The following is a 26,069-nucleotide window of genomic DNA, read 5'->3' as shown; positions in this document are numbered from 1 at the left end:
AAACACTAATTGCTGTTCGTCTGGCGCAACACGCCGGACACGTTTAGCGTCTGGCCCATGGCTGCCAAGAACGTCCTCGCGATCGTCCTCGCCGGAGGCGAGGGCAAGCGGCTCATGCCCTTGACCACTGACCGGGCCAAGCCCGCGGTGCCGTTCGGCGGCATCTACCGCCTGATCGACTTCGTGCTGTCCAACCTGGCCAACGGCGGCTATCTCAAGATGGTCGTGCTGACCCAGTACAAGTCGCACTCGCTGGACCGGCACGTCACGAAGACCTGGCGGATGTCGACGCTGCTGGGCAACTACGTGACGCCGGTGCCCGCGCAGCAGCGCCTGGGCCCGCGCTGGTTCGCCGGCTCCGCCGACGCCATCTACCAGAGCCTGAACCTCATCAACGACGAGCGGCCCGACTACGTCATCGTCTTCGGCGCGGACCACATCTACCGGATGGACCCCGAGCAGATGGTGCGCCAGCACATCGAATCCGGGGCGGCCGCCACGGTGGCCGGCATCCGCCAGCCGCTGTCGACCGCCGACCAGTTCGGGGTCATCGAGGTCGGCGAGAGCGGGCGGCAGATCAGCGCCTTCCGGGAGAAGCCCAAGGACGCCCGGGGCCTGCCGGACAGCCCCGGCGAGATCTTCGCGTCGATGGGCAACTACGTGTTCACCACCGACGCGCTCATCGACGCGGTGACCCGGGACGCGCAGGACGCGTCCAGCAAGCACGACATGGGCGGCAACATCATTCCGTACTTCGTGGAGAAGAACGACGCCGCCGTCTACGACTTCAGCACGAACGTGGTCCCGGGCAGCTCCGAGCGCGACCGCGGCTACTGGCGCGACGTCGGGACGCTGGACTCGTACTACGAGGCCAACATGGACCTCATCTCGGTGCAGCCGGTCTTCAACCTGTACAACTTCGACTGGCCGATCTTCACCGGGAACAGCCCGTGGCCGCCGGCCAAGTTCGTGCACGGCTGGGGCGAGCGCGTCGGCCGCGCGATCGGCTCGATGATCTCCCCCGGCGCGGTCATCTCCGGCTCGCTGGTGGAGAACTCGGTGGTCTCTCCCAACGTGAAGGTGCACTCCTGGGCCCACGTCGAGGGCTCGGTGCTCATGGAGGGCGTCGACATCGGGCGGCACGCCGTGGTGCGCAACGCCATCCTGGACAAGAACGTCGTCGTGCCCGAGGGCGCCGAGATCGGCGTCGACCTCGAGCGTGACCGGGAGCGGTTCACCGTTTCCGAGGGCGGCATCGTCGTGGTGGGCAAAGGTCAGCGCGTCGAGCCGTAGCTTCCCCTGCAGGCACCGCGACAATTCGATACGGTGAGGATCATGGGCAATTCCCCTGAGGCGCTCAAGACGGAGATCGCGACCACAAAAGCGACCGAAACGGAGATCGCGCTGTCCGAGGAACCGGTCGAGCCCCAGGAGACAGCCGAGTCGCCGGCGGCGTCCTTCCACGCCCCGGCGGTCGGGGCCGGCCAGCGGTTCCCCATCGAACAGGTCACCCCGCAGATCGAGGGCGGTCGCTTCGCGGCCAAGGCCGTCGTCGGCGAGGCGGTGCCGGTCTCCGCGGTGTCGTACCGCGAGGGCCACGCCATGATGGGGTGCAACGTCGTGCTCATCGCGCCCGACGGCACGGAGCGGCCGTTCAACCGGCTGCGCCCCGGCCCGGCCGGCACCGACTCCTGGCTCGGCGAGATCCGGCCCGACGCGGTCGGCGCATGGCGCTTCGCCGTCGAGGCGTTCAGCGACCCGTACCTCACCTGGCACAGCGCCGTGTCCAAGAAGATCGCCGCCGGCCAGGGCCTCGAGGACCTCGCCAACGACCTGGCCGAGGGCGCGACCCTGCTGCGCGAGGCGGCCGGCGACATGCCGGGCGAGGAACGCGGGCGGGTCCTCGGCGCGGCCGGCGCCCTCGACGACACCGGCATCCCGCTGTTCGCGCGGGTGTCGCCGGCGCTGGGCCTCACCGACGTGCTGTGGCGGCACCCGCTGCGCCAGCAGGTGACCCGCGGCGACGCGCTGCCGCTGTGGTGCGACCGGGAGCGGGCGCTGTTCTCGGCCTGGTACGAGTTCTTCCCGCGCTCCGAGGGCGCCGTCGTGGACGAGCGCGGCAAGCCGGTCAGGCACGGCACGTTCGCATCCGCCACGCCGCGCCTGGCGCAGGTGGCGGACATGGGGTTCGACGTCGTGTACCTCCCCCCGATCCACCCGATCGGCCGCATCAACCGCAAGGGCCCGAACAACACCCTGGTCGCCGGGCCCGAGGACGTCGGCTCCCCGTGGGCCATCGGCGCGGCCGAGGGCGGGCACGACGCCCTCCACCCGGACCTCGGCACGCTGGCCGACTTCAAGGCGTTCATCGGCGCGGCGCACGGGGCCGGCGTGGAGATCGCCATGGACCTGGCGCTGCAGTGCGCGCCGGACCATCCGTGGGTCACCGAGCACCCGGAGTGGTTCACCACCCGCGCCGACGGCTCGATCGCCTACGCCGAGAACCCGCCGAAGAAGTACCAGGACATCTACCCGCTCAACTTCGACAACGACCCCGAGGGCATCCGCGCCGAGATCCTGCGCGTGGTCCTGCACTGGGTCGAGCAGGGCGTGAAGATCTTCCGGGTCGACAACCCGCACACGAAGCCGGTGGGCTTCTGGCACTGGATCATCGGCGAGGTCAAGGCGGTCGACCCGGACGTGCTGTTCCTCGCGGAGGCGTTCACCCGCCCGGCGATGATGCACGGGCTGGGCAAGATCGGCTTCACGCAGTCGTACACGTACTTCACCTGGCGCGTCGAGGGCTGGGAGATCCGCGAGTACGTCAACGAGCTCATCGCGGCCGCGGACTACATGCGCCCGAACTTCTGGCCGAACACCCCTGACATCCTGCCCATGCACCTGCAGCGGGGCGGGCCGCCGATGTTCAAGATCCGGGCCGTGCTCGCCGCGCTGCTGAGCCCGTCGTGGGGCATGTACGCGGGCTTCGAGCTCTTCGAGCACCTGCCGCGCCCAGGCGCCGAGGAGTACCTGGACAACGAGAAGTTCCAGCTGCGCCCGCGCGACTGGGAGGCCGCCGAACGCAACGGCGAGTCCCTCGCGCCGTACCTGCGCCGGCTCAACACCGTGCGCCGCGAGCACAAGGCGCTGCAGCGGCTGCGCAACACGGTGTTCCACGGCATCGACAACGAGCAGGTGCTGTGCTGGTCCAAGCGCGACCCCGAGACCGACGACACCGTCCTCGTCGTCGTGTCGCTGGATTCACACAACGTGCAGTGGGGTAACACGACACTGGACATGCCCGCGCTCGGTTTCGACTGGCACGAGCGGTTCACGGTCCGCGACGAGATCACCGGCGCGACCTTCGACTGGGGACAGCACAACGCCGTCCGGCTCGATCCCTACTACGAGCCGGCACACGTGTTCACGGTGCACCGGCACCGGTGAACGACCGGTGAGCGGGGCAGGCTAGACGGCTAGGCAAGGTGGGTACAGCATGAGCGACGCAGTCGAGCACCCGTCCTCCAGCGACTTCAGCCAGGCGCGGGTGCTGCCCGCCGAGGAGGGCTGGTTCCAGCGGGCGGTCTTCTACGAGGTGCTGGTGCGGGCGTTCGCGGACTCCAACGCGGACGGTGCCGGTGACCTCAAGGGACTCATCGGCCAGCTCGACTATCTGCAGTGGCTCGGCGTCGACTGCCTGTGGCTGCCACCGTTCTACGACTCGCCGCTGCGCGACGGCGGGTACGACATCCGGGACTTCTACAAGGTCCTGCCCGAGTTCGGCACCGTCGAGGACTTCGTCGCCCTGCTCGACGCGGCCCACAAGCGCGGCATCCGGGTCATCACCGACCTGGTCATGAACCACACCTCGGACTCCCACCAGTGGTTCCAGGAGTCCCGGCGCGACCCCGACGGCCCGTACGGCGACTACTACGTGTGGTCCGACACCGACAAGGCCTACTCCGACGCCCGGATCATCTTCGTCGACACCGAGGAGTCCAACTGGACCTTCGACCCGGTGCGGCGGCAGTTCTTCTGGCACCGGTTCTTCTCCCACCAGCCGGACCTCAACTACGCCAACCCCGAGGTCCAGCGCGAGATGATCGACGTGCTGCGGTTCTGGCTGGACCTGGGCATCGACGGCTTCCGGCTCGACGCGGTGCCGTACCTCTTCGAGTCCGAGGGCACCAACTGCGAGAACCTGCCCGAGACCCACGAGTTCCTGCGCCGCTGCCGCAAGGTCATCGACGACGAGTTCCCCGGCCGGGTCCTGCTCGCCGAGGCCAACCAGTGGCCGGCCGACGTCGTGGAGTACTTCGGCGACGGCGACGAGTGCCACATGGCGTTCCACTTCCCGCTCATGCCGCGCATCTTCATGGCCGTGCGCCGCGAGTCGCGCTTCCCGATCTCGGAGATCCTGGCCCACACCCCGCAGATCCCCGGCAACTGCCAGTGGGGCATCTTCCTGCGCAACCACGACGAGCTGACCCTCGAGATGGTCACCGACGAGGAGCGCGACTACATGTACGCGGAGTACGCCAAGGACCCGCGGATGCGCGCCAACGTGGGCATCCGGCGCCGGCTCGCCCCGCTGCTGGAGAACGACCGCAACCAGATCGAGCTGTTCACCGCCCTGCTGCTCTCCCTGCCCGGCTCCCCGGTGCTGTACTACGGCGACGAGATCGGCATGGGCGACAACATCTGGCTCGGCGACCGCGACGGCGTGCGCACCCCGATGCAGTGGACCCCGGACCGCAACGCCGGCTTCTCGCAGGCCAACCCGGGCCGGCTCTACCTGCCGGCGATCCAGGACCACGTGTACGGCTACCAGTCGGTCAACGTCGAGGCCCAGCGGGAGAGCTCTACCTCGGTGCTCAACTGGACCCGCACGATGCTGCAGGTCCGCCGCCGCCACGAGGCCTTCGCCGCCGGTGAGTTCCGCGAGCTGGGCGGCTCCAACCCCTCGATCCTCGCGTTCGTGCGGGTCCACGGCGACGACGTCGTGCTGTGCGTGAACAACCTGTCGCGTTTCCCGCAGCCGATCGAGCTGAACCTGCAGAATTGGGCCGGATACACGCCCATCGAGCTCACGGGGCACGTCCAGTTCCCGGCGATCGGCCAGCTGCCGTATCTGCTGACCCTGCCGGGACACGGTTTCTACTGGTTCCAGCTGACCGCGCCGGTAGAGCAGAGCTGACTGAGAAGGCGATGAGGATGGCCATGACGACTCTGCCGTACACCGACTGGCTGCCGCATCAGCGGTGGTACGCGGGCCGCGCCCGCACCCTCACGAAGGCCGAGCCCGCCGTCGTCACGCACCTGCCGGACGGGCTCGACCACGTGTTACTCGACGCGCACTACGAGGACGGCGGGTCGGAGCGGTACCAGATCTTCGTCGGCTGGAACCTCGACGTGGCCGCGGAGCTGTCGGCGGCGGCCCTCATCGGCGCCGACGGCGACCGCACCGCCTCCGACGCCCTCTACGACGAGCACTCGGCCCAGCGCATCCTCGCGCTCATCGACACCGGCGCGGTCGTCGACGGGGTGCGGTTCGTGCCCGAGCCCGGGGTCGCGCTGCCGGTCGACGCGCCCGCGCGGATCTCCGGCGCCGAGCAGAGCAACACGTCGGTGGTCTTCGACAGCGCCGCGATTCTCAAGGCGTTCCGGCGCGTGACCGCCGGCATCAACCCGGACCTCGAGCTCAACCGGGTGCTCGCGCGGGCCGGCTGCCCGAACGTGGCCCGGCTGCTGGGCGCCATCGAGAGCGACACCCCCGACGGCGAGCACCTGGCGCTGGCGATGGTGACGGAGTACGCCCAGAACTCGGCCGAGGGCTGGGCGATGGCGACCACGAGCGCCCGCGACCTCTACGCCGAGCACGACCTGAACCCCGAGGAAGTGGGCGGCGACTTCGCCGGCGAGTCCACCCGGCTGGGCGAGGCCGTCGCGCACGTGCACAGCACCCTCGCCGCCGAGCTGGGCACGCAGGCCGCTCCCCCGCCGGTCGAGGCGATGCTGGCCCGGCTCGACAACGCCGTGCGGGTCGTGCCCGACCTCGAGGCGCTGGCCGGTGACATCGCCGCCCTGTTCCGCTCGATCGGCGACGAGCCCGTGCGCACCCAGCGCATCCACGGCGACCTGCACCTCGGCCAGGTCCTGCGCACGCCCGAGTCCTGGCTGCTCATCGACTTCGAGGGCGAGCCCGGCGTGCCGGTGCGGGAGCGCCGCAGGCCCGACTCGGCGCTGCGGGACGTCGCCGGCATGCTGCGCTCCTACGAGTACGCCGCCTACCAGCTGCTGCTCGGCCAGGAGGACGACGAGGATCTGGTCCGCCGGGCCCGCCAGTGGGTCGACCGTAACCGTGACGCATTCTGCGACGGTTATGCTGCCGCGGCGGGGTACGACCCGCGGGAGGACCGGGCCCTGCTGCGCGCCTACGAGCTGGACAAAGCGGTTTACGAGAGCGCGTACGAGGCACGGTACCGGCCGGGCTGGCTGCGGATTCCCCTGCAGTCGATCGAGCGCATGGTGAACGGTTCCGACCTGACGACAAGGTGAGCACCCCTATGAATCTCGACGACCTCATCGCCGGCCGGTCCCACGACCCGCACGGCCTCCTCGGCGCGCACCCCGGCACCGACACGACGGTGATCCGGGCGCTGCGGCGGGGAGCCGCGGACGTGGCCGTGGTCGCCGGCGGCGAGCGATACCCGATGACGCAGGTGCACGGCGACGGCGTGTTCGAGGTCGAGATCCCCGGCGTCGTCGACGACTACCGCATCGACGCCGACGGCACGCTCGGCGACGACCCGTACCGCCACCTGCCGACCCTCGGCGAGCTCGACCTGCACCTCATCCAGGAGGGGCGGCACGAGCGGCTGTGGACCGTCCTCGGCGCGCAGGTGCGCCCCGATGGCGTCGCCTTCTCGGTGTGGGCCCCGAACGCGCGCGGCGTGCGCGTGGTCGGCGACTTCACCGGCTGGGGCGCGCACGACGGGCTGCCGATGCGCTCGCTCGGCGGCAGCGGCGTGTGGGAGCTCTTCGTCCCGGACGCGCGCGCCGGGCAGAAGTACAAGTTCCGGCTCCTGACCCCGGACAACGACTGGGTGGAGAAGGCCGACCCGCTCGCCCAGCACACCGAGGAGCCGCCGGCCACCGCGAGCGTCGTCTACAGCTCGCAGTACGACTGGAAGGACGCGGACTGGGTCGCCTCCCGCGCCGAGCGGCGCACCCATGAGGAGCCGGTGAGCATCTACGAGGTGCACCTGGGCTCGTGGCGGCCGGGCCTGTCGTACCTGGAGCTGGCCGACCAGCTCACCGAGTACGTCAAGGAGATGGGCTTCACGCACGTGGAGTTCCTGCCCGTGATGGAGCACCCGTTCGGCGGCTCGTGGGGCTACCAGGTCACCGGCTACTACGCCCCGACCGCGCGCTTCGGCTCGCCGGACGAGTTCCGCCACCTCGTCGACCGGCTCCACCAGGCCGACATCGGCGTGATCCTGGACTGGGTGCCGGCGCACTTCCCCAAGGACTCGTGGGCGCTCGCCCGGTTCGACGGGACGCCGCTGTACGAGCACGGCGACTGGCGCCGCGGCGAGCACCCGGACTGGGGCACCCTCATCTTCGACTTCGGCCGCAAGGAGGTGCGCAACTTCCTCGTCGCGAACGCCTTGTACTGGTGCGAGGAGTTCCACGCCGACGCGCTGCGGGTCGACGCGGTCGCCTCGATGCTCTACCTCGACTACTCCCGCGAGCACGGGCAGTGGGCGCCGAACCAGTACGGCGGCCGCGAGAATCTCGACGCGATCTCCTTCCTGCAGGAGGCCAACGCGACCGTCTACAAGCACCACCCCGGCATCATGATGATCGCCGAGGAGTCGACGGCCTGGCTCGGCGTCACGCGCCCCACCGACTCCGGCGGGCTCGGCTTCGGCTTCAAGTGGAACATGGGCTGGATGCACGACACGCTCACGTACGTCGGCAAGGACCCGATCTACCGGCAGTACCACCACAACCAGATGACGTTCGCGACCGTCTACGCCTGGAGCGAGAACTACGTCCTGCCGATCAGTCACGACGAGGTCGTGCACGGCAAGGGATCGCTCGTCGGCAAGATGCCGGGCGACCTGTGGAAGAAGGTCGCCAACGCGCGGGCGCTGCTGGCCTACATGTGGTCCTTCCCCGGCAAGCAGCTGCTGTTCATGGGCTGCGAGCTCGGCGACGAGCAGGAGTGGTCCGAGGAGCGCGGCCTGAACTGGGGCCTGGTCCAGGACCCGATGCGCGGCGGCCTGCAGAAGCTCGTGCGCGACCTGAACGACGTCTACAAGCGCACGCCGGCGCTGTGGACCCAGGACACCACGCCCGACGGCTTCCGCTGGATCAACAACGAGGACTCCGGCGGCAACGTCTTCTCCTACCTGCGCTGGGGCGGCGACGGCTCGGTCGTCGCGGTCGTCGTGAACTTCGCGGCGCACCCGCACGAGGGGTACCGCATCGGCCTGCCCTTCACCGGCCGCTGGCAGGAGATCCTCAACACCGACGCCGACGTGTACGGCGGATCGGGCGTCGGCAACATGGGCTCGGTCGAGGCCACGGGCCAGCCCGCGAACGGGTTGCCCGCCTCGGCCGAGATTCGCGTCCCACCGCTGGGTGCCCTCTGGCTGAAGCTGGGGTAGTAGCGTCTCTGGCATGAGCGTGGACTTCCGCGACACCATCACCATCGCGGCCCCGGCCACGGTGGCCGGCGACATCATGAAGGCGGTTCAGGAGTGGCCCTCCTGGACCGCCTCCGTGTCTCATGTGGACCGTGCCGCCACCGGGGACCTGACGGCCGGCGAGACCGTGGTCGTGACCCAGCCGAAGCTCCGCCCGTCGACGTGGACCGTCACGAAGGTCGACGCCCACGGCTTCGAGTGGTCCTCGGACTCGGCTCCGGGCGTGCGCAACGTCGGCGGGCACTGGGCCATCGACAACGGCGACGGGACGTGCACGGCCGAGCTGACCCTGTCCTTCGCCGGCCCCCTGGCCAGGATCGTGACCCTGTTCTACGGCGGCCTGATCCGCCGCTACATCCGCATGGAGGCGGAGGGCCTGCGCAAGGCCGCGGAGGCGGCCGCACACGGATCGTGACCGGATCTCCTTCTCCGTAACCGGAGCAAGATCCAATTTTTTCGGCCCGGGTAGGCTTGGATCATAGGAACGGCAGGCGAGCCCCAGTCACCGCTGTGCCCCCAGGTTTCGAGTTGCTCAGGGACGGAGGAACGGCAGGACGTTGTGGTCGTAGACGAGCACCGTCCACCGCGTGAACTCGACCACCCGCACCGGCGCCCCGAGCTGGAGCACGACCCCGCTGAGCGTCCCGTAGCGCTCGAGCTCCCGGTCCACGATGACGAACCGGGCGTCGTGGCGGCGCGGGTCGAACGCCTCGGCCTGGGACTCCCAGTGGAACGCGCGCGGCACCTCGTCGACGACGGGCGCGACGCGCACCCGGCCGTCGGTCGCCACGGTGACCGTGTGGGAGGCCCAGTAGGCGCCCAGGCCGTAGCGGAGGCCGTGGGCGTCGAGCCAGGCGGCCACCTCGGCCGCCTCGGGCGGGCGCGGCTTCGCCACGGCGGCCTGGGCCGCGAAGGCGGCGACGAGGACGGCGGCGAGGACCGCGGCGCCGCCCCGGACCGCCCTCGCCGGAAACGCCTTCGCCGGGACCGTCCGGACCCACGCCGGGACGACTCGGGCCAGGAGGACCGCGCCGAAGGGCAGGACCACGACCACCTGGCGGGCGCTGGCCATGTCGGCCGCCTGCGTCGAGGCCACGAACGCGGCCAGGTTGACGATGATCGCGGCGGCCAGCCACTGTGCGACGCGATCGTCCCGGTCCCGGCCGAGGCCCAGGAGACGCCCGGTCGTCACCACGGTCGCCGCCAGGGCCGCGAGCATCAGCAGGAGCTTGATCGCGCCCGCGGCGCCGTAGAGGGCGGTGAGCGCGGGGCCGGCGTCGTCGAGGTACGGGAAGTAGGCGCCGTAGTCGAGGGCCGTGGTGCGCGCCAGCATCGCGAGGTGTGACGGGACCGCGTCCCAGGTGGTGAACTCGGCGATCGGCTCGTGGACCTGGTAGCCGCCGGAGCGGCCGATCAGCTCGACCGCCGCGTGGGCGATGGCGGCCGAGGCCACCGCGGCGACCAGCAGATTCGCGTCCGGCGTCCGGTCGGCGCGGGAGCGTCGGGCGAAATATCCGAAAATAAGGCGATATGCGCTCACCGCGGCCAGGGGTAGCGCGCCGATGTACAAGGCCAGCGGGTCGGCCATCTGGGCCAGGGTCAGGACCAGCGTCACGGCCACGGGCCACCAGCGGCGCAGCCCGGCCCGACGGTCGATCAGCAGGGCCGCGACCAGCAGGGGCACGCCCGTGCCGGTGTGGTTCGGGTTGAACAGCACGATCGCCCAGCCCGCGCCCGGCTCCGGGACCAGCATCACCGCGACCACCAGGGCCACCCGCAGCCAGGCCGCCCGGCCCGTCGCCGAGCCGCGCGCGACCAGCGACGCGAAGACGATCAGCAGCACGTACGTCGACGCGGCCGCCACGTGCACCACGTCCGGGTTCAGGCCGTAGCAGAGCTCGATCAGCGCGTACTGCACCAGCTCCGTCGGGTAGAACGACACGTCGCTCAGCGTCCAGCCCGACAGGGCCACGTTGCCGTGCAGCAGGTCCCAGGCCTGCAGGGCGTTCGCGGCGCCGTCCGCGGTCACGCCGTTCGCCCGCGCCATCCGCAGGTAGCCCAGCAGCATCGCGGCGACCCCGGCCACCAGGAGGCCCGGCGTGACGAACCGGCCGCGGGGGCGCGGGGCGGCGACCGGCGCAAGGGTGCGCCGCCGGGGAATGGTCGCGGTGGGCGTCAGGCTCACCCGGGCCATTCTGGGGGATGCGTACTGTCATCCATCGGCCAGGTCCGATCACCGACAGTACGCGCCGGGGCGCAACCTTTCGGCGACGGCGACCGTCTTACCCGAAATGCGACTACAGTGCGTAGTGTTATGCGCACACGAACAGTAATCGCCGTGGTCGTGGGGGCGGCGCTCCTCGTCGGGCTCGCCGCGATGCGGTCCGCGGTCGGGCTGCCACCGCCGATCAACCCCTCGGCGTCGCCGTCGATGGCCCCGCCGTCGGCGTATCCGTCGCCGGTCGTCTCCGGGCCGGGGGCTCAGGCGGTCGACTGCTCGACGATTCCGCGGTACGGCACCGGCGTGCTCCCCGCCGACGCGGGCGGCGAGTTCATCCCGTACGGCGCGAACACCATCACGCGGTGCGACACCCCGATGACGACCCCCGCCCCGACCGTCGCCCCGACCGAGGTGCTCACCCAGGACGTCGAGAGCTTCGTGCGGCTGCTCAACAGCCTGCCCGCGCCGCAGCCGGACCAGGCGTGCCTGCGCGTCGCGTTCCCCACCCAGCTCAGCTTCGTCATCACCTTCGAGCCGGCCACGCGGAAGCGGCCGCTGGTGATGGTGGTGGACCGCAACTGCGCGGCCCTGGTGATCACGGACAACCTGTCGAGCCGGGTGCGGTCCTACGCGCAGCTGGACCCGATGCCGATCTTCGAGCAGCTGTTCGCGGCTCAGCGCTCGGGGTCCAGGGCCACGACGCGGTAGGAGCCCTCGGGGGCCGAGTGCTCGGGCGCGGGGCGGCTCGGCGTGTGCGAGTGCACCCGGCCGCCCGCCGGGCCCCGGCGCGAGATCACCGGGAACGCCACGAACCGGATCGGGTCCGGGGGCGGCGCGAGACGGCCCGAGCCCCAGCGCACCCACAGCGCCTCCCGCCCCGCGGCGGCCTCGGCGGCGAGCTTGTCCAGCGTGCGCCGGCGGTCGGCGTGGTCCACCTCGACCACCAGCGGCGGGCCGCCCGGGCGCGCGACGCCGACGTCGACGACCGAGAACTGCTGCTCGTAGGGCGGGGGCAGCGGCACGACGCTCGTCGCCCGCCGGTAGGCGCGCCAGCCCCGCCCCACGGCCCACGCGACGGTCGCGGCGATGAGCAGCTCGGTGACCTCGTCGGTGCCGCGGTCGGCGAACGTGAGCCCGTCCAGGTGCTCCTGCAACTCGGCGGCGGCGTCCATGGCAGGAACCCTAGACTGCGCGTGGTGGCACCCGAAAACATCCGCCGGGCCTACACGCGGCACAAGCACCGCGCGGGCGGGGCATGGCACGCCCGGGTCAGCGTCGGCGGGAGCGTCGTGGTCGAGGACGACGACGAGCGGCTGATCCGGGGGTACAGCGTGCAGAAGCTGGCCCTGGCGAGCGCCCTGCTGGCCAAGACCGACCGCGGCGAGCTGGACCTGGGCCGGCGCATCCGCCTCGGGCGCTCCGACGTCCTCGGCGGTTCCGGGGTGTACCACCTGCAGCCCGTCCACGGCGACGAGCTCACGGTCGCGGGCGTGCTCACCGCGCTGCTGCTCGTCTCCGACAACACCGCGGTGCGGCTGTGCGGGCGGCTCGTCCCCGGCCCCGAGGTCAACGAGATCCTGGCCTCGCTCGGCCTGGCCCGCACCCGCGTGGAGCCCACCGCCGCCGACCCGGCCCGCTTCCTCCTCGGCGCCACGACCGCCCGCGAGACCCACGACCTGCTCGCGCGCCTGGCCGCCGGGGCGCTCCTGAGCGCGGCGAGCACCGCGTTCATGCTCGGCGTCCTGCGCGCCCCGGCCGGCTACCACGACGGCGTACGGCGGGATCTGCGCGGCCCCGACCGCGCCCGCGTGGCCACGAAACACGGCGCCGACCGCGACGCGACGGGCGCCGCGCGGCACGAGGCGGGGATCGTCTTCACCCCGGCCGGCGCACCGGCGGCCGTCTACGCCCTGTTCGCGGACGCCCTGGGGGACGCCGCGGACTACGGCCCGACGCATCCGGCCGTCCGGGCCCACGCCGCGCTGGGGCGGATCCTGCTCGAAAGTTGCTAGGTTCGGTCTATGTTGCAGCGGTACCGCGAGCAGTCTCGCTTCAGCGACCCCGGCCGGTTCGGCGAGCTCCTCGACGAGCTGCCCGATGACGTGGCGGGGCTGATGGCGGTGGTGCGCAACGTGGTCGTGCACTACCGGGCGGCCGGGATCGCGTTCGACGGGGCCCGGCTCGCCGAGATCGACTCGCGCTGGGCCTCGCGGATGCTCGCGCTCGACCAGCAGCGCTTCCCCGGGCCGCTGGCCGAGCCGCGGCCGCAGGCGCAGCGGGTCGTCGGCTGCTGCCGCGACTTCACGCTGCTCACCATCGCGGCGCTGCGCCGGCGCGGGGTGCCCGCGCGCAGCCGGGTCGGGTTCTCGCCGTACTTCGCCGACGACTGGAACTACGACCACGTCGTCGCCGAGTTCTGGAACGGCACCCGGTGGGTGCTCGCCGACGCGCAGCTCGACCCGGCCGACCACCCGTTCAACACCGCCGATCTGCCGCAGTTCATCACCGCGGCGCAGGCGTGGACGGCGCACCGGCGGGGGCTGATCGACGCCGACCGGTACGGGGTGGATCCGGCGCTGCCGTTCCACGGCCACCAGTTCCTGCTCGACTCGGTGCTGCTCGAGGTCGCGCACCGCCACGGCGACGAGGCGCTGCTGTGGGACCAGTGGGGGGCGATCACCGACCGGACCGCGGACGAGCTGGCCGAGCTGCTGCTGGCCGCCGACCGCGGGGACGCGGACTCGGCGCGGACGCTGGCGAAGCGGTACGAGACCGACCCCTCGCTGCACCTGACCAACCGGGTGCACTGCATGAGCCCCAGCGGCTTCGACGGCTGGGTCTCGATCTAGGCCCTGCCCCGCCGGTCAGAGGGAGCGCACGACCCGGCCCTTGCCGCCCGTCTTCGCGGCGTACATCGCCTGGTCGGCGTCGTGCATGAGCGCGTCGATGGGGACCTCGCCGTCCCACAGGCTCACCCCGATGCTCGCGCGCGGGGTGATGACGCAGCCGGGGCGGTACGTCGCCGGCTCCTGCAGGTCGGTGCAGAGCCGGTCGGCGACGAGGTACACGTCCTCGGCCGACTCGACGCCGTCGAGCAGCACCGCGAACTCGTCGCCGCCGAGGCGGGCCACGGTGTCCTCGGCGCGCACGCCCGCGACCAGGCGCTCGGCGACGACGGTGAGCAGGAAGTCCCCGGCGTTGTGCCCGTAGGCGTCGTTGACCTGCTTGAAGCCGTCGAGGTCGATGAGCAGCATGGCGACCGGCAGGCCCCCGGTCGCGTTGGGGCGGGCGGCGGCGATGCGCTCGCGCAGCAGGGCGCGGTTGGCCAGGCCGGTGAGGCCGTCGTGGGAGGCGCGGTGGTGGACCTCCTCGAAGGCGGCCCGCAGCACGCCCAGCGTCTCGTTGAGGGAGCGGCCCATCTGCCCGACCTCGTCGCCCCGGTCGAGCTCGACACGGCGGCTCAGGTCGCCGCGGGCGACGCGGGCGAGGACGTCGACGACCTCGCGCAGCGGCCGGGAGATGGCGCGGGCGGTGAGCACGGCCAGCAGGATGGCGGTGAGCGCCCCGGCGGCGAGCAGGGCGGCGGTGAGCTGGGTGTTGCGGATGCCGTTGGCCTTGGCCCGGCGGGCGCCGTCGGCGACGGCCTCGACGAGCTGGTCGAGGAACGAGTTGGCGCGGTCCTTCACGGCGCGGGCGATGGCCTCGGAGCGCACGAGCACGACGGAGGCGGCCTTGCGCTGGTCGCCGGCGTCGGCGGCGTCGAGGGCGGCCTGGCGCGCGGTCCGCCACATGGTGACGGTGGCGGTGAACGCCTTGAGGCCCGACAGCTCGTTGCGCGGCAGGTCGAGGGCGCGCAGCTCGGCGATGCGGGCGTCGATCTCGCGGTCGGAGTCGACGATGACCTCGGCGTAGGTGTCGCGGTAGAAGCCGGGGTCGGACAGGATGTAGGCGAGGACGGCCTCGAGCTCGGCGCCGACGGCGGAGCGCACGTCGGTCATCTTGTCGACGGCGACGATGTTGACGCGGTAGTCGCGGTCCTGCTCGGCGACGAGCCGCTGGAGGTTGACCAGGCCGACGACGCCGGAGGCGGTGAAGATCGCCGTCACGACCAGGGACACGCTGACGATCTTGGTGGCGATCCGCAGATCCGCCAGCCGTCGCCGCACGCGTCCGAACACGGTCACCACATCGGCATCCGGGGCCACGGATCAAGCCGGCCAGCTGGTCTCGATGCGGTGCAGGACGGTAGCGGTGTCGGCGCCCTTGATCCAGTCGGTCATGCCGGCCCAGAAGGTGCCGGCGCCGACGGCGGCGGGCATCTGGTCGGAGCCGTCGAAGCGGAAGGTGACCCCGGGGTCGGTGAGCAGGCCGGCGGAAAGCTTCTCGATCGGGTTGGTGAGCACGTCCTTGTCCAGGCCGGTGTTGGGGCTCACGACGCCGCCGGTCCGGGCGCGGCTGTCGGCGAAGGCGGGGGTGGCGAGGTACGCGGCGACCGCCTGGACCTCGGCGCGGTCGGCGAACGCGGCGGTGAAGACGCCGGCGCCGAGCACGGGCCGGCCGGCGGCGGGGTCGACCGGCGGCAGGTAGAAGGCGTAGAGGTCGCCGTCCTCGGCGATGGTGGCGTTCGCCGGCCACCAGTTCATATAGAACGACGCCTGGCGGTGCAGGGCGCACTGGTGCTGCAGGATCGGCAGGCCGCCCTCCTGGAAGGCGGTGCCGGCGATGGACTCGACGCCGCCGTAGCCGCCGTTGACGTAGCGGGGGTTGCGCAGGATCGTCCCGACGCGCTCGAGCGCCTCGACGACCCGCGGGTCGTCGAACGGGATGCGGTGCTCGACCCACTGGTCGTAGACGGCGGGGCCGGCGGTGCGCAGGAGGGTGTCCTCGAGCCAGTCGGTGATGGGCCAGCCGGTCGCGCCGCCGGACTCGATACCCGCGCACCAGGGCTTGATGCCGGTTGCGGCGATGCGGTCGCTGAGGGCGATCAGGTCGGCCCAGGTTTGCGGGACGGTGTAGCCGTGCTCGGCGAAGTACTTCGGGGAGTACCACACGAACGACTTCACGTTGCCGTCGAGCGGGGCGCCGTAGAGGACCCCGTCGACGACGCCGTAGCGCTTCCAGTCGGCGGAGTAGTAGCGATCGACGTCGGCGGCGACGGCCTTGCCGGCGGGCTTGAGCCGGCCGGTGTGCGCCATGGCGGCCAGCAGGCCCGGCTGCGGGAAGAGGGCGAGGTCCGGGACGCGCCCGGCGGCGACCTCGACCGGCAGGGTGGCCTCGAAGTCGGCGCGGCCGGTGTAGTCGATGGTGATGCCGGTGCAGGACTGGAAGGTCTCCCAGGCGCGCACGAGCTTGTCGGCCTCGACGTCGCGGATCGAGGAGCTGATGGTGACGGTGGTGCCCTGGTGGCCCCGGTAGTCGGCGTAGGGCGCGCAGGCGGCTTCGGCGGACGGACTCCCGGCGTCGGTGCCGGCGCACGCGGCGAGCAGCGCGACGGTCGCGGTGATCGCGGTGGCGCGCAGTACCACGGCAGAACCCATGAATGCAGCATAAGCCTCGAAACGGTGCTAAACGGGCGGCCGGAGAAGGTGCAACCGAGACGCCCGAACAGCCGAAAAAGGTTGTCCGGTCGGTACGGACATATCGGCCGATACCCGCCCAACAGTGGGTGAGATAGGTGGTGAGGAATGTCACGAGCTGTCCACACCGTGTGGCATCCGGCCTAGCGTCGCCAACGGCCCCGCATGGGGCGGCATAACGAAATTGTCCGCTTTGCCCGGTACTTCGGGTCAGCGCCGCCCCCACGGGGCGCTCCCACCCGAGACACGCGAGAGTGCACCGGGCCGTTCCTGGAGCCGACCTGAACGCACATCAGCCGCTGCACCGCATCGCAGCGGGCACCGCAGCCCTTGCCCTTTCCGCCGTCTGGCTCGGCCCCTCCGCCCTGCCAATTCCTGCGGCGCTAGCCCAACCACCGAATCCGGCATCGACGCAGACGAAGGCGGCCGAGACGGTCCTGACCGGCTCCCCCGCCCCGACGCTCGCCGAGCAGGAGGCCCTGCTCGCCGCCTACGAGCGCGTCGACCGTGCCCACCGCGACCACTTCGTCACGCTCGCCGCCTCGGCGCGCGACGCGGCGGTCGCCCCGGCCCCGCCGCCCGCCCCGGCGCCGGCCAAGACGAAGACGGCGCAGAAGCAGCCGTCGAAGACGACCAAGTCCACGTCGAAGTCCACGGCGAAGTCCACGTCCAAGTCCACCTCGAAGTCGAACCAGACCACGACGTCGGTGGCGCCCCCATCGGGGGCCGCGGGCACCGTGGTGAACTTCGCGCTCGCCCAGGTGGGCAAGCCCTACGTGTACGCCAAGGCGGGCCCGGACGCCTACGACTGCAGCGGTCTCGTGATGGCCGCCTACGCCCGGGTCGGCATCAAGCTGCCGCACCAGAGCGAGCAGATCGCGGCCCGTGGCCGTCAGGTGCCGTCCGGCCAGTGGATGCCGGGCGACGTCATCCACACGTCCGGGCACGTCGCCATCTACATCGGCAACGGCAAGATGGTCGAGGCGGCCAACCCGTCGGCGGGCATCCGGGTCGCCCCGGTGCGCGGCGGCACGGCGTACCGCTTCCTGTAGAGCGTCGGCCCCGGTGGGCGTTTCCCCTCAGGAGGGCGCCCACCCGGGCCGATCGGCCGGTCGTGAGCTGAACCGCTTCCGCCGACCGGGGGTAGAACCAGACATGACCGTACATCGACGCGTGACAGTTGTGCTGACCCTGGCCGCCGCGATCACGGCCACACTGCTGGCCGGGCCGGCCGCGGCGAACCCGGCGGGCGCGGACCGCCCGCTGCCGACCACGATCGACCTGCCCGACGGTTTCCAGCCCGAGGGCATCGCGATCGGCCCGGGAGCCTTCGCCTACTTCGGCTCCCGCGCCGACGGGCGCATCTACCGCGTGAACCTCGTCAGCGGGGCCGGCACCCAGCTCAGCCCGGCGGTCGGCACCGCCTCGCTGGGGATGAAGACCGACAACCGGGGGCGGCTGTTCGTCGCCGGCGGGGGCGGCGGCAACGCCCGCGTCGTGGACACCCGCACCGGGGCGGTGCTCGCCTCCTACGCGTTCACGAGCGGCACCACGTTCGTCAACGACGTGATCCTGCTCGACGGCTCCGCGTACTTCACCGACTCGCGGCAGGCCGTGCTCTACAAGGTGACGACCGGCCGCCGCGGCGAGCTGCCGGCGTCGTTCACGACGCTCGCCCTGACCGGCGACTTCGTGCTCACGCCGGGCGTCAACAACCTCAACGGCATCGCCGCGACGCCCGACGGCCGGGCGCTGATCGCCGTGCAGTCCAACACCGGCTTGCTGTTCCGCATCGACCCGCGCACCGGCGCCACGAAGCGGATCGACACCGGCGAGCGCACCTTCGTCAACGGCGACGGGCTGTGGCTGGCCGGGCGCACGCTCTACGTGGTGCAGAACCGCGACAACAAGGTCGTCGCCGTCGACCTCGACCGCGCCGGGCGGACGGGCCGCGTCCGCGCCGAGCGGACCGACCCGCGCTTCGACGTGCCGACGACGATCGCGCAGTTCGGGCGCCGCCTGTACCTGCCCAACGCCCGCTTCACCACGACCCCGGCCCCGGACACGGCCTACACCGCCGTGTCCGTCGCCGCCTTCTGACCGACCGCCGTCTCGTCGCCGTCCGCGGGCCCGCTTTCGCCCGCGGACGGCGCGTGCGGAGCGGCCCGGTTCAGGCGCGGGGCAGCTGGGACAGGATCGACGGGTCGGTGATGTGCTCGTCCTCGGCCAGCAGCAGGACCTTGCTCAGGATGACGCTCGCCATCGGGTCGTCCTCGGCCGCGAAGGGGCGACGTCCGCAAGGGCGACCCGGGCGTAGAGGTGGTGCGGGTGGACCGCGGCCAGCGGGCCGTCCACATCGGACAGCACACGTTGCGCAGCAGCCCCGCCGCGTCCCGCCGGTCCCGCACGGGAAAGGCCGTCGTCGCCTCGACCGTCGCGACGGGCATCTCGTCCCGGTCCCGCCCCGGCACCCGGCTGCGCACCTCGACCAGCATCGGGCCATGATCTCACCGCGGTTGCGGGGCAGGTTCGCTACCGCAGCTGGGGGTACACCTGCCGCACGTCCGCGGCCAGGGCCGCCTTCGCCTGCACGGCCGCCTCGTCGACGAGGATCTCCAGGTCGCCGCGCTCGATGCCGTCGGCGACCGCGGCCGCGACGAACTCGGGCGCCAGCTTGGGCACGTCCCACTGGCGCATCATGTCCGTGTCGGCGGCGCCCAGGTGCACCCCGCTGACGACCGTCCCCTGCGCGGCGAGCTCGAGGCGGATGCCGTTGGTGAGGCTCCATTCGGCGGCCTTCGCGGCGCTGTACGAGGTCGCGTGCAGGTAGGTCACCCACGACAGGGCCGAGAGCACGTTGACCACGGCCCCGCCGCCGTTGGCCGCGAGCACCGGGGCGAACGCGCGCACCATGCGCAGCGTGCCGAAGTAGTGGGTCTCCATCTCCAGCCGCGCGTCGTCGAGCGAGCCGTCGACGAGACTCGTGAAGGTGGCCAGGCCGGCGTTGTTCACCAGCAGCGTCACGTCGGACGCGGCGGCGGCCACGGCGTCGACGGCCGCCTGGTCGGTCACGTCCAGCGGGAGCACGGTCGCCCCCGGGACGTCGACGGCGGCGGGGTTGCGGGCGGTGGCGTACACCTTGGCGCCCCGCGCGGCGAGCTCGCGCGCGATGTGCAGGCCGAGCCCGCGCCCGGCGCCGGTGACGAGGGCTACGGCGGCGTCCAGCTCCATGCGATTACCTCCCGAGACGATGCCGTGACGCTAAGACACCGCCGTCCGGACCGGCTCGCCCGTCCGGCCGGGAACCGCGCACCGTTCGGACCCGATCGGGGGTGATCGAACCCTGGCTCAGACCAAGCCGCAGGAGTTCGGGTCGGTCGCCGGGGTGGCCTCGATGTCGTAGTGGCCGGGCGTGAATTGGGCCGACATCGTGACGGACCCGCAGGTGAAGCGGGAGTCGGTCCTCGTCGTCAGCGCGCGGCTGATCCACGACAGGACGGGCTGGGTGTAGGAGGCGTCCGCCGGGATGGCCGATCCGGCGCAGTCGCGCAGCCGCTGCAGGGCGTCGCTGCCGACCTCGGCGCCCGGGTCCGCCGAGAGGTCGCAGCCGACCTCGTAGAGCGCGTTGCCATCGTGCGAGACGCGGGCGAGGAGCTTGCCGCCGGGGACCCCGACCGGCATGAACTCGGTCGCCGTGCGCTCGACCGCACCGTCGTCGAGCAGGCGGATGCCGCTGGCCTCGTGCCAGCGCTCCAGCGTGACCGGCAGCGTCCGGCCCGGCACGCAGGTGAACTTGACGCCGTTGGGGCACTCGGCGGCCGGGCTGGGGCGCGCCGGTGCGGCCTCGGCGGACTCGCGGGCCGGGCGCAGGTCCAGTCCGATGTAGACGGCGGCGCCGATGAGGATCAGCAGGCCGAAGGCGACGCAGACGATGAGGATCGTGCGGGACTGCTCCGGCGGGGCGGGCGGCTGCTCATCGGCGGTCACGCGGGTCTTGATACCACGCCGTGTGCGATCGTGGGGGGCATGCGGGACGGCACGCGGTTCGGTGAGGTGGCCGACGTCTACGACGATGCGCGGCCGGCGTACGCGCCCGGGCTGGCCGAGGCCGTCGCCGCCTACCACGGATCGACGCCGGGCGACGTGCTGGAGATCGGGGCCGGGACCGGCAAGGGCACCGCGGTGCTGCACGCGCTCGGCGGCCGGCTCACCTGCGTCGAGCCCGACCCGCGGATGGCCGCGCTGCTCGCGGCCCGCTTCCCCGCCGCCGCGGTGGTCGTCGCGCCGTTCGAGGAGGCCGGCGCCGGGCCCGCGGACGTCGTCGGGTGCGCGCTGGCCTGGCACTGGCTCGACCCGGAGCGCCGCAACCGGCTGGCGTTCGACGCGCTGCGCCCCGGCGGAACGCTCGCCGTGTTCGGGCACCGCTACGACTACGCCGACCCCGCCCACCGGCGCGCGTTCGACGAGGCCTTCGCGTCGGTGGATCAGACCCCGGCCGTCGTACGCGACGATGCCTGGGTCCACCGCGACGTCCTCGGGTCCGGGCTGTGGGCGGACGTGCGCGCGGACGCGACGAGCCGGACACTGCCGCTGGACGCCGCGGCGTACCTGCGGCTCGTGCGCACCTTCGGACCGTTCCGCACCAAGACCCCGCAGGCGCAGGAGCGCACCCTGGACGTGCTCGCCCGGACGCTGGACGCACTCGGCGGCGGCACGGTCCTCGACCTGCGCGGCTTCCTCGTGCTGGCGCGCAAGCCGGCGAACCGGGCGGGAGTGGCGCCGCGGGCCGACAATTGACGGCATGTATGTCATCAAGGAGCGCTTCTTCGACATCGGCGACGACTTCGACGTCACCGACGACCACGGGCGCAAGGTCCTGCACGTCGACGGCAAGGTGCTGAGCCTGCGCGACCGGCTCGTCGTCGAGGACCCCGCCGGCAACGAGGTCGCCTCCGTGCATCGCAAGCTCATCGCGCTGCGCCCGACGTACCAGATCGAGATCGGCGGCGAGGAGGCCGCCGAGGTGCGCAAGAAGCTCTTCACGCCGTTCCGCGAGAAGTTCACCATCGACGTGCCCGGGCCGGACGACCTGACCATGGCCGGGAACCTCTTCGACCACGAGTTCACGGTGGAGCGCGGCGGCCGCGAGGTGGCCCAGGTCTCCAAGCGCTGGCTGACGATCCGCGACAGCTACGCGGTGAACATCGCCGACGGCGAGAACCACCTGCTCATCCTGTGCGCCGTGCTCGCCCTGGAGCTGGCGATCCAGCGCGAGAAGGACGAGAACGGCTGATCGAGGCGCAGGGCACGCGGCCTATCCGGTGAACCGGAGGCCGTCCATCAGCAGGTCCAGGACCCGGCCGCCCTGGGCCCGGCGGTCCGGCTCCGACACCCACAGGGAAACGGAGCTGAGCGCCACCAGCACGTCGTAAGGGTCGACGTCCTGCCGCAGGCCCGAGCCGGCGCCTGCGGCCAGGAGTTCCGCCAGAGCCGCCTCCATGCGCGCCCGGCTCTGCGCGAAGGGCTGCCCGCCCGCGGCGATGACCGTCCGCAGGGCCTCCGCCAGGCCGCGCTTGGCCGCCGAGTAGTCGATGAAGGCGTCCATCCAGGCGCGCAGGGCGGCGTCGGGGGCCAGCTGCGCCAGCAGGCGCGGGGCGGACTCGCAGAGACGGGTGAGCTCCGCGCGGTACACCTCCTCGATCAGCGCCTCCCGGGTCGGGAAATGGCGGTAGAGGGTGCCGATGCCGACGCCGGCGTCGCGGGCCACGCGCTCCAGGGTCACCTCGTCGCTCGGCTCGTTCGCGAAGGCCCGCAGGGCGGCCTCGAGCAGGCGGTCGCGGTTGCGCTGGGCGTCGGCCCGCAGGGGACGGGCGGGGTGGGTCACGTCACACTCCAAGGGCGAGTCAAACGGAGGCTCCTCCGGTTACGGTTAGGACATCTGGAGGCTCCTCCGTTTGAGATGGTACCGACAGGAGAGGATCATGACCATCAGCACACCGTTCGCCTGGGACTCGACCGCGTCCCAGGTGCTCGCCGGGGTCGACCTGACCGGGCGCCGCGCGATCGTCACCGGCGGCGCGTCCGGGATCGGCGTCGAGACCGCCCGCGCCCTGGCCGCCGCCGGCGCCGAGGTCACCCTCGCGGTGCGCGACAGCGCCGCGGGCGAGCGCACCGCGGCCGACCTCATCGCGTCGACCGGCAACAAGGCGCTGCACGTGGCGCCGCTCGACCTGGCCGACCAGGCGTCGGTGCGGGCGTTCGCCGAGGCCTGGGACGGCCCCCTGCACATCCTCGTCAACAACGCGGGCGTCATGGCCCGGCCGCTGGGCCGCACCCCCGAGGGCTGGGAGCTGCAGTTCGCCACCAACCACCTCGGGCACTTCGCGCTCGCCACCGGGCTGCTGCCGGCGCTGCGGGCCGCGGGCGGGGCGCGGGTCGTGTCGGTCTCCTCCAGCGCGCACCTCTTCTCGGCGGTGGTGTTCGACGACATCCACTTCGAGCGCCGCGCGTACGAGCCGTGGCTCGCCTACGGGCAGTCGAAGACCGCGAACGTCCTCTTCGCCGTCGAGGCGACCCGGCGCTGGTCCGGCGACGGGATCCTCGTCAACGCGCTGCACCCCGGTTCCATCCGGACGAACCTGCAGCGGTACGTCGACCCGGCCGAGCTCCAGCGCATGCGCGAGCAGACCGGCGACGCCGCGCCGCGATTCAAGTCCGTGGAGCAGGGTGCCGCGACCTCGGTCCTGCTCGCCGCCTCGCCGCTGCTGGACGGAGCCGGCGGGAAATCTGGAGCCGGCGGGAAGTACTTCGAGGACTGCGCCGAGGCCGGTCCCCATCAGCCGGGCACGCGCACGGGTGTCGCGGCGCACGCGCTCGACCCGGAGGCCGCCGAGCGCCTCTGGGACATCAGCGTCAAGGAGGTCCAGCGATGAGCGGTCCGGAGCGGAGCGGAGGGGCCGCTCATCATGGAGACAGTTTCCTCATGTCGGCGCCGGAGCTTGCGGAGGTGTCGGCATGAGCGGCTTCGGATTCGAGTCCACGGCGGCCGAGGTCCTCGCGGGCGTCGACCTGGCCGGCCGGCGCGCGATCGTCACCGGCGGCGCGTCCGGGATCGGCGTCGAGACCGCCCGCGCCCTGGCCGCCGCCGGCGCCGAGGTCACCCTCGCGGTGCGCGACAGCGCCGCGGGCGAGCGCACCGCCGCCGACCTCATCGCGTCGACCGGCAACAAGGCGCTGCACGTGGCGCCGCTCGACCTGGCCGACCAGGCGTCGGTGCGGGCGTTCGCCGCGGCCTGGGACGGCCCCCTGCACATCCTCGTCAACAACGCGGGCGTGATGGCCTCGCCGCTGGGCCGCACCGCGGAGGGCTGGGAGCTGCAGTTCGCGACCAACCACCTCGGGCACTTCGCGCTCGCCGCCCGGCTGCTGCCGGCGCTGCGGGCCGCGGGCGGGGCGCGCGTGGTCGCGGTCAGCTCGGCCGCGCACCTGCGCTCCCCCGTGGTGTTCGACGACATCCACTTCGAGCGCCGCGAGTACGAGCCGTGGCTCGCCTACGGGCAGTCGAAGACGGCGAACGTGCTCTTCGCCGTCGAGGCCGACCGGCGCTGGGCCGGCGACGGGATCCGGGTCAACGCCCTGAGCCCCGGCGGCATCCGCACCAACCTCCAGCGCCACGTCGACGTGGACGAGCTAGTGCGGACCGCGACGGCGGCCAACGGCGGGGTACCGATCCGCTGGAAGACCCCGGAGCAGGGCGCGGCGACCTCGGCGCTGCTGGCGGCGTCCCCGGCCGCGGACGGCGTCGGCGGCCGGTACTACGAGGACTGCCGCGAGGCCGAGCCCAACCGGCCGGGCACGCGCACCGGGGTCGCCGCCTACGCGCTGGACCCCGAGGCCGCCGCCCGGCTCTGGGACACCTCGGCGGCCGCGACTCACATCACCTGGTAGCGGCTCAGGGGCTCGACCAGAGAGCGCTCCTCGTACGACAGGTGCGACAGGAGCGTGTCGGTGAGCAGGTCGACCGCGGCGCGGACCTCGGCGATGCCCTCCGGCCGCGCGACCATCGCCACCAGTGCCGCGTCGACCCGCTCGAGGACCTCGGCGATCACGTGGTGCTCCGCCTCGAGGCGGTCGACGACCGGCACGAGCCGGGGGTCGGCCGCCCGCAGGCGCGGGAACAGGCTCATGTCCTCGATCGTGTGGTGGGTGGTGACCACGCGGCAGTAGCTCTCGCAGTAGGTGCCGAGGGTCCAGTTGTTCTGCCGCATGGCCATCGTGTTGATCATCGAGCGGGCCCGGCCGAGGTCGAGGGCGCCCGCCGCGACCTGCTCCACGAGGTCGCGCACCTGGGCCAGCTCCTGCCGCAGGTGGTCGTGCACGTCGACGAGGTGCTGGCCCGACGCGCGCTGGCGCGCGCTGTAGCGGACGGTGAGGTCGCTCTCGGGGCCCTCCGGGCGCTCGGACTCGTCCCACAGCCGCTCGCTCGACAGCCGGGTGCCGTCGTCCGCCGTGGGGGTCGCAAGGGTCTCGTTGTGCGCGCGCACCGCCACGGCCCCGGGCCGCGCGACCTCGATGACCTCACCGGCCCCGGCCACTGCGGCACCCTCGGCCGCCTCGAAGCTCTCGGCCTTTTCCGGCGCGCGAGCCGCGCCCGGGCGGGTGCGCTCGGCGGTGACCAGCTCGCGGACCGCCGGCGCCACCTCCATGGCGAAGCGCTCCAGGTCCTCGTCGCCGCCGGCCTGCACCATGAGGATGAACGCGCTCATGCCCTCGGTGACCGCGAGCTCGGCGAGCTGCTCGACCCAGACCTTCGGCGGGCCCTGCAGGAACTCGCGGCCGTCGCCGCGGAAGGTGCCGGCGATGTTGTAGAGGCGGCGCACGTCCTGCGGCCGCCGGCCCGCGGCCTGCGCGGCCTCGTCGATGCGCCGGTTGGACTCGGCGAGCTGCTCCGGCGGCACGTACGGCGAGCTGGGCAGCCACCCGTCGGCGAGCCGGCCGGTGAGGGCGAGCGCGCGCGGCTTGATCGCGCCGACCCAGATGCCGATGTCGTGCGCCGCGCCGGGGCCGGGGTGCGCCCCTCGCAGCCGGTAGTACTCCCCGTCGACCCGGGCCGAGCGCTCCTCGCTCCACAGCGCCCGGATGACCGCGATGCCCTCCTCGAGCGCCTGCAGCGCCTGGCCGGGGGTGCGCCGCGCGACGCCCATCCCCTCGATCGCATCCCAGAACCCGCCCGCGCCGAGGCCGAGCTCGACCCGGCCGCCGGTGAGCAGGTCCAGGCTGGCCGCGGCCCGGGCGAGCACCGCGGGCGGGCGCAGCGGCAGGTTGGCGACGTTCGGGAACACCGTGATCCGCTCGGTGTGCGCGGCGATCACCGACAGCTGCGTCCAGGAGTCCAGGAAGCGGCCCTGGTACGGGTGGTCCTGCAGGCTCGTCAGGTCCAGCCCGAGCTCCTCGGTGCGCACCGCGAGCCGCAGCGCCTCGGCGGCGTTGGCGGCCTCGGCGGGCAGGAACGTCCCGAAGCGCAGATCGTGGCCATAGTCGGTCATGCAGATAATATGT

At 72.3% G+C, this 26,069-nt stretch carries 25 protein-coding genes; 16 read left to right on the top strand and 9 right to left on the bottom strand.

From position 1 onward, the window contains the following. The first annotated feature begins 57 nt into the window (after positions 1-57). The 6 genes from glgC to AC6JBM_RS05915 are packed head-to-tail and all read left to right on the top strand — an operon-like array spanning position 58 to position 9,129. On the top strand, positions 58-1,293 hold the full coding sequence (gene glgC, locus AC6JBM_RS05940; protein ID WP_497982596.1) for a glucose-1-phosphate adenylyltransferase: 1,236 nt from the start codon (positions 58-60) through the stop codon (positions 1,291-1,293). Between the two features lie 42 nt (positions 1,294-1,335). Continuing rightward, positions 1,336-3,447 (top strand): alpha-1,4-glucan--maltose-1-phosphate maltosyltransferase, encoded by a 2,112-nt coding sequence (locus AC6JBM_RS05935; protein ID WP_497982595.1) that lies wholly within the window; start codon positions 1,336-1,338, stop codon positions 3,445-3,447. Positions 3,448-3,496: 49 nt separating this feature from the next. Then, positions 3,497-5,197, top strand: a complete 1,701-nt coding sequence (treS, locus tag AC6JBM_RS05930) for a maltose alpha-D-glucosyltransferase (protein ID WP_497982594.1) — start codon at positions 3,497-3,499, stop codon at positions 5,195-5,197. Between the two features lie 23 nt (positions 5,198-5,220). After that, entirely contained in the window at positions 5,221-6,558 is a 1,338-nt protein-coding gene (locus tag AC6JBM_RS05925; protein ID WP_497982593.1) for a maltokinase N-terminal cap-like domain-containing protein, read from the top strand. 8 nt (positions 6,559-6,566) lie between these two features. Continuing rightward, complete coding sequence (glgB, locus tag AC6JBM_RS05920) at positions 6,567-8,675, top strand: 1,4-alpha-glucan branching protein GlgB (RefSeq protein ID WP_497982592.1); 2,109 nt, start codon at positions 6,567-6,569, stop codon at positions 8,673-8,675. Between the two features lie 13 nt (positions 8,676-8,688). Continuing rightward, a complete protein-coding gene (locus tag AC6JBM_RS05915; RefSeq protein ID WP_497982591.1) occupies positions 8,689-9,129 on the top strand; it encodes an SRPBCC family protein in 441 nt (146 codons plus the stop codon). Positions 9,130-9,246: 117 nt separating this feature from the next. Here AC6JBM_RS05915 and AC6JBM_RS05910 read toward each other — a convergent pair whose 3' ends face one another. After that, positions 9,247-10,899, bottom strand: a complete 1,653-nt coding sequence (locus tag AC6JBM_RS05910) for a hypothetical protein (RefSeq protein WP_497982590.1) — start codon at positions 10,897-10,899, stop codon at positions 9,247-9,249. 129 nt (positions 10,900-11,028) lie between these two features. Between AC6JBM_RS05910 and AC6JBM_RS05905 the strand changes: the two genes are divergently transcribed. Then, a complete protein-coding gene (locus AC6JBM_RS05905) occupies positions 11,029-11,643 on the top strand; it encodes a hypothetical protein (protein ID WP_497982589.1) in 615 nt (204 codons plus the stop codon). On the opposite strand, the gene AC6JBM_RS05900 is transcribed toward AC6JBM_RS05905, so the two are convergent. Next, positions 11,610-12,107, bottom strand: a complete 498-nt coding sequence (locus tag AC6JBM_RS05900) for a hypothetical protein (RefSeq protein WP_497982588.1) — start codon at positions 12,105-12,107, stop codon at positions 11,610-11,612. The genes AC6JBM_RS05905 and AC6JBM_RS05900 overlap by 34 nt on opposite strands. 24 nt (positions 12,108-12,131) lie before the next feature. Between AC6JBM_RS05900 and AC6JBM_RS05895 the strand changes: the two genes are divergently transcribed. Both AC6JBM_RS05895 and AC6JBM_RS05890 read left to right on the top strand, forming a co-directional pair. Further along, positions 12,132-12,947, top strand: coding sequence for a serine hydrolase (locus AC6JBM_RS05895; protein WP_497982587.1), 816 nt, complete (start codon positions 12,132-12,134; stop codon positions 12,945-12,947). Positions 12,948-12,956: 9 nt separating this feature from the next. Then, entirely contained in the window at positions 12,957-13,784 is an 828-nt protein-coding gene (locus tag AC6JBM_RS05890; RefSeq protein WP_497982586.1) for a transglutaminase-like domain-containing protein, read from the top strand. 15 nt (positions 13,785-13,799) lie between these two features. On the opposite strand, the gene AC6JBM_RS05885 is transcribed toward AC6JBM_RS05890, so the two are convergent. Continuing rightward, the gene (locus tag AC6JBM_RS05885) at positions 13,800-15,101 is read right to left on the bottom strand and encodes a diguanylate cyclase domain-containing protein (RefSeq protein ID WP_497982585.1); all 1,302 of its coding nucleotides are present in this window, start codon (positions 15,099-15,101) and stop codon (positions 13,800-13,802) included. A gap of 42 nt (positions 15,102-15,143) precedes the next feature. Then, a complete protein-coding gene (locus AC6JBM_RS05880) occupies positions 15,144-16,472 on the bottom strand; it encodes an ABC transporter substrate-binding protein (RefSeq protein WP_497982584.1) in 1,329 nt (442 codons plus the stop codon). A 293-nt stretch (positions 16,473-16,765) separates the two neighbouring features. Between AC6JBM_RS05880 and AC6JBM_RS05875 the strand changes: the two genes are divergently transcribed. Next, positions 16,766-17,563, top strand: a complete 798-nt coding sequence (locus AC6JBM_RS05875) for a C40 family peptidase (RefSeq protein WP_497982583.1) — start codon at positions 16,766-16,768, stop codon at positions 17,561-17,563. Positions 17,564-17,684: 121 nt separating this feature from the next. Further along, positions 17,685-18,611: an NHL repeat-containing protein gene (locus AC6JBM_RS05870; protein WP_497982582.1), complete on the top strand. Its 927-nt coding sequence runs from the start codon at positions 17,685-17,687 to the stop codon at positions 18,609-18,611. Positions 18,612-18,681: 70 nt separating this feature from the next. On the opposite strand, the gene AC6JBM_RS05865 is transcribed toward AC6JBM_RS05870, so the two are convergent. Then, the gene (locus AC6JBM_RS05865; protein WP_497982581.1) at positions 18,682-18,774 is read right to left on the bottom strand and encodes a DUF7737 domain-containing protein; all 93 of its coding nucleotides are present in this window, start codon (positions 18,772-18,774) and stop codon (positions 18,682-18,684) included. Between the two features lie 65 nt (positions 18,775-18,839). Here AC6JBM_RS05865 and AC6JBM_RS05860 point away from each other — a divergent pair, with 65 nt between their 5' ends. Then, entirely contained in the window at positions 18,840-19,016 is a 177-nt protein-coding gene (locus AC6JBM_RS05860) for a hypothetical protein (protein WP_497982580.1), read from the top strand. Positions 19,017-19,043: 27 nt separating this feature from the next. Here AC6JBM_RS05860 and AC6JBM_RS05855 read toward each other — a convergent pair whose 3' ends face one another. Together AC6JBM_RS05855 and AC6JBM_RS05850 are read right to left on the bottom strand one after the other, a co-directional pair. After that, entirely contained in the window at positions 19,044-19,742 is a 699-nt protein-coding gene (locus AC6JBM_RS05855; protein ID WP_497982579.1) for an SDR family oxidoreductase, read from the bottom strand. A gap of 117 nt (positions 19,743-19,859) precedes the next feature. Then, positions 19,860-20,498 carry a hypothetical protein gene (locus tag AC6JBM_RS05850; protein WP_497982578.1) on the bottom strand — a complete coding sequence of 213 codons (639 nt, stop codon included), beginning with the start codon at positions 20,496-20,498 and terminating at the stop codon, positions 19,860-19,862. A gap of 39 nt (positions 20,499-20,537) precedes the next feature. On the opposite strand from AC6JBM_RS05850, the gene AC6JBM_RS05845 reads away from it, so the two are divergent. Both AC6JBM_RS05845 and AC6JBM_RS05840 read left to right on the top strand, forming a co-directional pair. Beyond that, positions 20,538-21,308, top strand: a complete 771-nt coding sequence (locus AC6JBM_RS05845) for a class I SAM-dependent methyltransferase (RefSeq protein WP_497982577.1) — start codon at positions 20,538-20,540, stop codon at positions 21,306-21,308. A 4-nt stretch (positions 21,309-21,312) separates the two neighbouring features. Then, entirely contained in the window at positions 21,313-21,804 is a 492-nt protein-coding gene (locus AC6JBM_RS05840; RefSeq protein ID WP_350613391.1) for an LURP-one-related/scramblase family protein, read from the top strand. Between the two features lie 21 nt (positions 21,805-21,825). On the opposite strand, the gene AC6JBM_RS05835 is transcribed toward AC6JBM_RS05840, so the two are convergent. After that, positions 21,826-22,395, bottom strand: coding sequence for a TetR/AcrR family transcriptional regulator (locus AC6JBM_RS05835; RefSeq protein WP_497982576.1), 570 nt, complete (start codon positions 22,393-22,395; stop codon positions 21,826-21,828). Positions 22,396-22,492: 97 nt separating this feature from the next. On the opposite strand from AC6JBM_RS05835, the gene AC6JBM_RS05830 reads away from it, so the two are divergent. After that, entirely contained in the window at positions 22,493-23,443 is a 951-nt protein-coding gene (locus AC6JBM_RS05830; protein ID WP_497982575.1) for an SDR family NAD(P)-dependent oxidoreductase, read from the top strand. 82 nt (positions 23,444-23,525) lie between these two features. Continuing rightward, positions 23,526-24,458: an SDR family NAD(P)-dependent oxidoreductase gene (locus tag AC6JBM_RS05825; protein WP_497982574.1), complete on the top strand. Its 933-nt coding sequence runs from the start codon at positions 23,526-23,528 to the stop codon at positions 24,456-24,458. Here AC6JBM_RS05825 and AC6JBM_RS05820 read toward each other — a convergent pair. Then, positions 24,443-26,056, bottom strand: coding sequence for an LLM class flavin-dependent oxidoreductase (locus AC6JBM_RS05820; RefSeq protein ID WP_497982573.1), 1,614 nt, complete (start codon positions 26,054-26,056; stop codon positions 24,443-24,445). The two genes, AC6JBM_RS05825 and AC6JBM_RS05820, sit on opposite strands and share 16 nt — an antisense overlap. Positions 26,057-26,069: the final 13 nt, after the last annotated feature.

The organism is Dactylosporangium thailandense (genome assembly GCF_059739745.1).
This window is presented reverse-complemented; position numbering and strand designations above follow the sequence as displayed.